The following is a 6,591-nucleotide window of genomic DNA, read 5'->3' on the forward strand; positions in this document are numbered from 1 at the left end:
CCGGACCCTGCCTCCTGCCTCCATGGAGAACTCCAAAAAGACAGAAAACTACATAAATCAATGGGCTGGGAACAGCCCCTTCGTAACTCCTTGAGCGTAAACCATTATTTCCGAAGGTTCACGACAATGGCATTCATGCGATTGCCCTGGTACAGTCTCAGGGAAACACTGCCAGTTGCCGGAGACCTTCGGTTTCCGGCAGGCCGAACATGATGTTCATGTTTTGCACAGCCTGTCCTGCGGCGCCCTTGACCAAGTTGTCGATGACCGAGAGCACAACCAGAACGTTGCCTTCCTGGGGACGATGCACCGCGATACGGCAGGTGTTGGCGGCTCGTACCGAGCGCGTATCAGGATGTGAACCGGGCGGCAGGACATCGACAAAAGGCTCGTTCTGGTAGCGCTTTTCAAAGATCGCCTGAAAGTCCACTGTACTCTTGGTGTTGATGCGCGCGTAGAGAGTGGCGTGAATGCCTCGGATCAAAGGGGTCAGGTGGGGAACAAAGGTCAGTCCGACCGGGTTGCCAGCCATTCTCGACAGACCCTGCCGAATCTCCGGCAGATGGCGGTGTCCGGGGACGCCATAGGCCTTGAAATTGTCGGCGGCTTCCGAGAACAGGGAGGAGATCTCAGCCTTGCGCCCAGCCCCGGATACGCCCGATTTCGCGTCCGCAACCAGATGATCCAGTTCCACCACACCGGCCTCGAGGAGCGGCATGAAGCCCAGTTGCACTGCCGTCGGGTAACAGCCCGGATTGGCGACCAGGCGAGCGTTGCGGATGTCGGCTCGATGGTATTCCGGCAAACCATAGACTGCCTGGGCGACCCATTCCGGACTGCAGTGCTGCGTCCCGTACCACTGGTTCCACTCGGCCACATTGCTGAGGCGAAAATCAGCGGCGAGGTCGATCACGCGCACGCCGACGTCGAGCAGAGTCGGAGCCTGTTGCATCGCGACACCGTTCGGTGTGGCAAAAAAAACCACATCGCAGGCTTGCAGATTGGCGCTTGCTGGATCCTCGAACTGCAGGTTCAGTCGTCGGCGCAAACTCGGAAACATGCTGGAGACCGCGGTGCCGGCATCTCCTCGGGAGGTGATGGCAACAAGCTGCACTGCTGGATGCTGCGCTAGAAGCCGCAGCAATTCGACGCCGGTGTAGCCGGTGCCTCCGACGATTCCAACCTTGATCATAAACAGTCTCCGCGATAACTGGCAATGAAAGTGCCCGAGCCACGAGAACACAAAAGCCGCCCATAGGCGGCTTCGCGGTACAAGAGGGTGCGGTCAGCGCTTCGAGAACTGCTTGCGCCGACGTGCCTTGTGGAAACCAACTTTCTTGCGTTCAACTTCACGGGCGTCACGAGTGACAAAGCCCGCTTTCGAAAGCGCTGGCTTGAGCGACATGTCGTAGGCAATCAGCGCCCGCGTAATGCCATGCCGAACCGCGCCTGCCTGACCGGACTCGCCGCCGCCAGCAACATTGACGAGAATGTCGAAGCCAGCCGTCTGCTCGACTAGCTGCAGCGGCTGTCGAACAATCATGCGCCCCGTAACTCGCGAGAAGAATTCATCGACCGGTTTGCCATTGACAATAAACTTGCCGCTTCCCGGCTTCATGAAGACGCGCGCGACGGCGCATTTCCGCCGTCCCGTGCCATAGAAGTAATTTTCAGCCATGGTGATCCCTTAGAGTTCCAGAACTTTCGGCTGCTGGGCAGCATGCGGATGAGTGGCGCCGGCGTAGCACTTCATCTTCTTGAGCATTGCGTAACCGAGCGGTCCCTTGGGGAGCATGCCCTTCACGGCCTGTTCAAGGACGCGGCCTGGAAAGCGCTGCTGCATCTTGGTGAAATTCGTTTCGTAGATGCCTCCGGGATAGCCCGAGTGGCGATAGTATTTCTTGTCCTCAGCCTTGTTGCCGGTGACGCGCAACTTTTCGACATTGGTGACGACAATGTAGTCGCCCGTATCCACGTGCGGAGTGAATTCGGGTTTGTGCTTGCCGCGCAGGCGGCGAGCAATTTCTGTGGCAAGGCGACCCAGCACCTTGTCGGTGGCATCAACCAGAAGCCATTCGCGTGACACTTCGTGCGGTTTGGCAGAGAAAGTCTTCATCAAGAACGCCGTCCTTATTTGCCTGATAACGGAAAGCCCAACATGGTATGGTAAGTCGGCGACCGGTGTCAATCGCTGTTTCGCAAGGTTCAGAGCCGGACTGCTCGTCCCCGCTGCGGGCATATGCTTGCCCGATCCCGTCAAGCAATGTTCATGTGGCAAAAAAAAGCGCGGCTCAATGGAGCCGCGCTAAATCCACACCAAAGGAGGAGGGTGGAGGAGACATGGGAAGCAGGTTGGAAGTGCTTGACCAACTTGACTGCAAAGTCATCGCGTTGAAAGAATTATGGATCATCCTAGGCTGGAATTCAAGTATTTTTTGTGCGTTGCGCCATTTTTTTTGCAAGGATAGCCTGGTTCGATTTCCTATAAATAGAAATAATTTATGTTCAATGCGTTAGTGTAAAATTATCACATCCGTTTTATAATACATAATGTTTGAAACCGTCATTTAAGCGCTAAGCGCTGAAGATATGCTGCAATGCAGCATCCTGCTTGGCAGGACCTGGGCAACGCTTCCGGCTACAATCAATGTCCGGGCAAACGTTCGGCGTTCGTTGCAGTGCTGGTTCGGCACACGCTGCGCGAAGTTCGTCAATTCGTTTCCGACGACTAAAGGTCATGTTTATCGAGGCCTGGGTCTCATGACTGTCTGAAAAAGGAGCAGCGCATGGAATGCAAGGTAAAGTGGACTGGCGACGGGATGTCTTTTGTCGCTGAAACGGGGAGCAATCACGCCGTGGTGATGGATGGAGCTCCCGAGGCTGGCGGACGGAATCTGGCGCCGCGGCCGATGGAATTACTGCTTGCCGGAACGGGAGGGTGTACCGCGTTCGACGTTGTTTTGATTCTGAGAAAGGGGCGTCATGCCGTGACCGGATGTGAAGTCAGCCTGCAGGCCGAGCGTGCCGAGGCCGAGCCAAGAGTCTTTACCCACATACATTTTCACTTTCGCGTGAGCGGGAAGCAACTCAAACCGGAAGCGGTTGCGCGTGCCATCGAGTTATCGAAAGACAAGTACTGCTCTGCCTCGATCATGCTCGGCAAAACTGCCGAGATCACGCATGACTTCGAGATCGTTGATGCCTGACGGCCATTATTTTTTCAGGCACCTCCGATCATGGAAGCCATGATCTTTTCTTGCTTCCCCGACCTCTCCTACACGAGTGGGAGAGGAGATCGTAAGCGCTGACGCGAGACTTTCATTAAATGTAGTAAGCAATACGAGTCATCGTTCGCGCCGCAAGTTTCATGAGCATGCTGGCTGGCGACGGCAATTCACGTGCGCCAAGACGCACGGCGGTTTCGGCGTGCGCAATCTCGTCGAGCCGCATCTGCGCCACGATCGCTCGTGATTTGGTATCCTGGTTCGGCAACTCGCTAAGATGATGGTCGAGGTGAGCCTCGACCTGCCTTTCGGTTTCGGCGAGAAATCCCAGGCTCCAGGGGTCGCCCAGCTTTCCCGCGGCAATCCCGATGCTCAGCGCGCCAAGGTACCAGACCGGGTTTAACAGGCTCGGGCGTCCGCCGAGTTCAACAATACGGTATTCGGTCCAGGCCAGATGTTCGGTTTCTTCGTCAGCGGCCTTCACCAGTGCTTGCCGAAGGGCCTGATCACGACAGCTCAGTGCCTGCCCTTGGTAAAGGGCCTGTGCGCAGACCTCACCAACGTGATTAATGCGCATCAGGGAACTGGCATGCGCACGCTCCCGATCAGACAATTCCGTTTCTGGCTCCTTGCTTCCCGGCACTTCACGAATGGTCTGTGCCGGTGCGAAAAGGGTGCGCAGGGCTTTGTCAAATTCGATGACGAATCGGTCTGGAATCATCAGTGGTCTTTGCTGTCGCTGTTCAAGTGCATCGATGATCGATACTAGCGGCGCATCATTGAAGGGTGGCCACCACGCCGTAACGCTTCACGAACTTCGTCGGCGTTGCGTATTGATATGCCGATGGGGCAGAAATAATCGGTATAAAGTTCGGCGTGGTGTCGATTGAGCGAGTTGTCCACAATTTTCATCCACTGATCGCTACGCGCTCTCGACCAGGTCTTATCTGCGCGGCCAAGAGCGTAAATCCGACGTTCGGCGGTCGAACAGTCCATTGCCTCATAACTCACATTCTGTGCGCCAGAAGGGCTGACGATCACCAGGGTGTAGCGGAATATACCGTCACTGCCGATGCTCAGCGATTCGCTGTCAATCATGAATCTGTTATCGGTCATCGCACTGACCACAAAAGGGATCAGCTTGTCGGGTTGTGGAAATGCGGGCAATAGCACCTCGCCCTGCATCTCGCGCTTTTCTTCGACTTCGCGGCTGGCAGTGGCCGACCAGCTTGCCGAAGGAAGTACCGCCATTGTCAACCAAAGCCAGCCGACCAATGTTCCGACCGACAGGTGTTGGCGGGTTCGCTTGTGATGACTCTGGAGCTGCAGGGAGCGATTCATTCCTTGCCTGGAATTTCAGCAGGTGCAGGACTTTGGTCATGCGGGGAAGCAGGGCGTCCACGACGGTGATCCGAATTGAGGAAACGGGCGAGTTCATTCAGGGCCTGCTCATAGACCCGGCGCTTGAACTCGATTACCGCGTCAAGTGAAACCCAGTAGGTGTTCCACCGCCAAGCATCAAATTCGGGATGGTCGCATGAACGCAGGGAGACGTCGCAGTCGCGGCCAATTAGACGCAGCAAAAACCAGATCTGTTTTTGCCCTCGGTAACTGCCACGCCATTCGCGTCTTATCCAGTGCGTCGGCACTTCGTAACGCAACCAGTCTTTGGTCCGACCGAGAATGTACACGTGCTCGGGCAGCAAGCCGATTTCTTCATGCAACTCCCGGTACATCGCCTGCTCGGGCGTTTCGCCACGTTTGATGCCACCCTGCGGAAACTGCCATGAATGCTCTCGGATACGCTTGCCCCAGAAGACCTCATTTCTGGCGTTACAAAGAATGATGCCGACGTTCGGGCGATAGCCTTCACGGTCAAGCATTTCTAGAACCTGCAAATCGATTAGTTACCGCATTCTTCCACATTTTGTTGTCCTTGCAAAGCATTGCGGGGTGTGATGTAGGGAACAAGTAATCGTCCGGGTTTGTAGAAAATGATCTGTCCGTTTGATGTTGCTCCGAAGGAGGAGCGAGAAGAGGCGGACGGAGTTGCTACAGGAGATCAGGAAGATGCGATTTGAAGAAGCTATGGAGGATGGGAAGCGGGTCGGCTGACGCAAGCGGAGGCGGCGAGTCGGCTGGGGGTCTGCGGGCGGACATTCCGACGGTATCTGTCGCGGTATGAGGAAGGCGGGATGGAGGGGTTGATAGATCGGCGACTGATGCATGTTTCGCACAGGAGGGTGCCGGTAGATGATGAAGTGATGCGGCTGACAGAAAAGTACCGAGGGCGGCACGAGGAGTGGAGCGCGAAGCACTTGTGCGCGTGGTATCGAAAAGACGGTGGCGCACGCAGCTACACCTGGGTGAAGAGTCGGCGGCAGGAAGCGGCCCTGGTTCCCCAGGCCAAGGCCCGAGGGGCGCACCGGAAGCGCCGGGAGCGTTCGCCGTGGCCGGGGTTGATGATTCACCAGGATGGCAGCAGGCACGAAGGGGTCGCTGGGCAGAAATGGGATCTGATCGTGACCATGGACGACGCGACCAACGAACCCTATTCGATGTTCTTCGTGGAGGAAGAAGACACGATGAGCAGCCTGCAAGGTATTCGTGAAGTGATTGAATTGCTGGGACTTTTCTCGACCTTCTACTCCGACCGAGGCAGCCACTACTGGCCTACGCCGGAAGCCGGGGGCAAGGTGGACCAGCAAAACCTGACACCATTCGGGCAGGCCATGAAGCACCTCGGAATCGAGATGATCGCCGATTGCTCGCCGGAAGCCCGCGGGCGCTCGGAGCGCATGTTTCGCACCCATCAGGACCGCCTGCCGCGAGAACTGGCGCTGGCCGGGATCACCGACAGGGCGGATGCCAACCGCTACCTGACCGGAATCTATCGGCCGGTGTTCAACGCCGAGTTCATGCAGCCGGCGATGGAAGAAGGCAGCGCCTTCGTCGACTGGATCGGTGGTCCGCTCGGCGACATCCTATGCGAGCGGTTCGAGCGCACCGTCGGCAACGACCACTGCGTCAGCTTCGAGGGGAGGATGAATTTGCAGACTCCCAACGATCGTCATCGCTGCCACCATGTCAAGGCCAAGGTGGCGGTGCTGCGCCGTACTGACCACACACTGGCGATCCTGCATGGCCCGCGCAAATTAGCCGACTATGACGAAGCCGGCAAAGTCATGCCTCCGAATTTGAAGGTGGCTGCGTAGATCCGCCGCGGCCGCTCGGGGCGGGGAAATCGGTTCCGGGCTACGCCCTCCACCGCTTTCCCCGCCCCGGTCAAAGCGAACAATTCATGTGCTATAAAACCGGACAGTTTTATTTGTTGCCAACAGATTGCGGGGTGTGATCGAAAGTGACG

General features: G+C 56.9%; 9 protein-coding genes. 3 read left to right on the forward strand and 6 right to left on the reverse strand.

Annotated elements, in window-relative coordinates; translation table 11 throughout:
- Positions 1-157: 157 nt before the first annotated feature.
- From argC to rplM, 3 genes are all read right to left on the reverse strand, one after another.
- Complete coding sequence (argC, locus tag AW06_RS19160) at positions 158-1,192, reverse strand: N-acetyl-gamma-glutamyl-phosphate reductase (protein ID WP_034953648.1); 1,035 nt, start codon at positions 1,190-1,192, stop codon at positions 158-160.
- A gap of 93 nt (positions 1,193-1,285) precedes the next feature.
- A complete protein-coding gene (rpsI, locus tag AW06_RS19165) occupies positions 1,286-1,678 on the reverse strand; it encodes a 30S ribosomal protein S9 (protein ID WP_034925820.1) in 393 nt (130 codons plus the stop codon).
- 9 nt (positions 1,679-1,687) lie between these two features.
- The gene (rplM, locus tag AW06_RS19170; protein ID WP_034925822.1) at positions 1,688-2,116 is read right to left on the reverse strand and encodes a 50S ribosomal protein L13; all 429 of its coding nucleotides are present in this window, start codon (positions 2,114-2,116) and stop codon (positions 1,688-1,690) included.
- 481 nt (positions 2,117-2,597) lie between these two features.
- Here rplM and AW06_RS21355 point away from each other — a divergent pair, with 481 nt between their 5' ends.
- Both AW06_RS21355 and AW06_RS19175 read left to right on the forward strand, forming a co-directional pair.
- Positions 2,598-2,732: a hypothetical protein gene (locus tag AW06_RS21355; protein WP_273704917.1), complete on the forward strand. Its 135-nt coding sequence runs from the start codon at positions 2,598-2,600 to the stop codon at positions 2,730-2,732.
- A 54-nt stretch (positions 2,733-2,786) separates the two neighbouring features.
- Positions 2,787-3,206 (forward strand): OsmC family protein, encoded by a 420-nt coding sequence (locus AW06_RS19175; protein ID WP_034953652.1) that lies wholly within the window; start codon positions 2,787-2,789, stop codon positions 3,204-3,206.
- A gap of 115 nt (positions 3,207-3,321) precedes the next feature.
- Here AW06_RS19175 and coq7 read toward each other — a convergent pair whose 3' ends face one another.
- From coq7 to AW06_RS19190, 3 genes are read right to left on the reverse strand one after another with little or no spacing between them, the layout of a single operon-like run.
- Positions 3,322-3,942: a 2-polyprenyl-3-methyl-6-methoxy-1,4-benzoquinone monooxygenase gene (gene coq7 / locus AW06_RS19180; protein ID WP_034953658.1), complete on the reverse strand. Its 621-nt coding sequence runs from the start codon at positions 3,940-3,942 to the stop codon at positions 3,322-3,324.
- 47 nt (positions 3,943-3,989) lie between these two features.
- Positions 3,990-4,565: a CNP1-like family protein gene (locus AW06_RS19185; protein ID WP_034953655.1), complete on the reverse strand. Its 576-nt coding sequence runs from the start codon at positions 4,563-4,565 to the stop codon at positions 3,990-3,992.
- A complete protein-coding gene (locus tag AW06_RS19190; protein ID WP_046535061.1) occupies positions 4,562-5,107 on the reverse strand; it encodes an RNA pyrophosphohydrolase in 546 nt (181 codons plus the stop codon). Before AW06_RS19190 ends, AW06_RS19185 begins: the two co-directional genes overlap by 4 nt.
- Before the next feature lie 228 nt (positions 5,108-5,335).
- On the opposite strand from AW06_RS19190, the gene AW06_RS19195 reads away from it, so the two are divergent.
- Positions 5,336-6,439, forward strand: coding sequence for an ISNCY family transposase (locus AW06_RS19195; RefSeq protein WP_273704918.1), 1,104 nt, complete (start codon positions 5,336-5,338; stop codon positions 6,437-6,439).
- The last annotated feature ends 152 nt before the right edge of the window (positions 6,440-6,591 follow it).

This window comes from Candidatus Accumulibacter cognatus, from assembly GCF_000584975.1.
GTDB classification, from domain to species: Bacteria; Pseudomonadota; Gammaproteobacteria; order Burkholderiales; family Rhodocyclaceae; genus Accumulibacter; species Accumulibacter cognatus.

Bases quoted from the DNA above. Each gene is read 5' to 3' on its own strand.
- argC (WP_034953648.1), bottom strand. From the start codon at position 1,192: ATGATCAAGGTTGGAATCGTCGGAGGCACCGGCTACACCGGCGTCGAA.
- AW06_RS19190 (WP_046535061.1), bottom strand. From the start codon at position 5,107: ATGCTTGACCGTGAAGGCTATCGCCCGAACGTCGGCATCATTCTTTGT.
- AW06_RS21355 (WP_273704917.1), top strand. From the start codon at position 2,598: ATGCAGCATCCTGCTTGGCAGGACCTGGGCAACGCTTCCGGCTACAAT.
- rpsI (WP_034925820.1), bottom strand. From the start codon at position 1,678: ATGGCTGAAAATTACTTCTATGGCACGGGACGGCGGAAATGCGCCGTC.
- rplM (WP_034925822.1), bottom strand. From the start codon at position 2,116: ATGAAGACTTTCTCTGCCAAACCGCACGAAGTGTCACGCGAATGGCTT.
- AW06_RS19175 (WP_034953652.1), top strand. From the start codon at position 2,787: ATGGAATGCAAGGTAAAGTGGACTGGCGACGGGATGTCTTTTGTCGCT.
- AW06_RS19185 (WP_034953655.1), bottom strand. From the start codon at position 4,565: ATGAATCGCTCCCTGCAGCTCCAGAGTCATCACAAGCGAACCCGCCAA.